Consider the following 1123-nt stretch of genomic DNA (forward strand, 5'->3'; position numbering starts at 1 on the left):
CCATGCACCGGCGACGGTGTAAATCGCAGGCGTTCGGTGCCGCGGGGGACGGTTGGGAAATTGATCGGCTGCACGTAGATGCCATAGTCATCCAGCAGCATATCGCTCAACTTCTTGGTGTGAACCGGGTTGCCAACGATCACCGGCACGATGTGGCTGCCGTGATCGATCAGAGGCATTCCCAGCCCCTTCAGGCGCAGCTTGAGAATGCTTGCCTGGGTCTGGTGTTGTTCACGCAGCTCAGGCGCTCGTTTCAGGTAGGCCACCGAGGCCGCCGCCCCTGCCGCAACCGCTGGGGGCAGCGATGTGGTAAAGATGAAGCCCGGCGCATAAGACCGGATCGCGTCGCACATCTTGGCGCTGGCCGCGATATAGCCGCCCATGACGCCATAGGCCTTGGCGAGCGTTCCGTTGATGATGTCGATACGGTGGGCCAGACGATCCCGCTCGGTCACGCCGCCGCCGCGGGGGCCGTACATGCCAACCGCGTGCACCTCGTCGATATAGGTCAGCGCGCCAAATTCATCCGCCAGATCGCAGATCTGTTCTATGGGTCCGAAATCGCCGTCCATCGAATAGACCGATTCAAAGGCGATCAGCTTGGGGGCTTTGGGGTCATCCGCCTCTAGCAGCTCGCGCAGATGCGCCACGTCATTGTGGCGGAAAATCCGCTTGGCCCCGCCATTCCGGCGCACGCCTTCGATCATGGACGCGTGATTCAACGCATCGGAATAGATGATCAGGCCGGGAAACAGCTTGGGCAGAGTCGAAAGCGTCGCGTCATTGGCAATGTAGGCGCTGGTGAACAACAGCGCCTCTTCCTTGCCATGCAGATCGGCCAGCTCAGCCTCGAGCCGCTTGTGATAGACCGTGGTTCCCGAGATGTTGCGCGTCCCTCCCGAGCCTGCTCCGGCGGCATCCACCGCCTCATGCATTGCATTCAGAACAACCGGGTGCTGCCCCATGCCCAGATAGTCATTGCCGCACCAGACGGTGATATTCTGTTGCGATCCGTCCGGACAGGTCCGCACCGCATGCGGGAAATGCCCGTTGCGACGTTCAATGTCGATAAAGGTCCGGTAACGGCCTTCGTCATGCAGCCTGGCAATCGCTGTATCGAGCT

The 1123-nt window shown here is 60.8% G+C and carries 1 protein-coding gene; it reads right to left on the bottom strand.

What is annotated here, in order from left to right; translation table 11 throughout:
• A partial coding sequence (gene hemA / locus ACR0B3_RS24180; protein ID WP_480811263.1) for a 5-aminolevulinate synthase occupies positions 1 to 1123 on the bottom strand: 1123 nt, incomplete at both ends.

The sequence above is a fragment of the Ruegeria sp. CE9 genome (assembly GCF_056537425.1).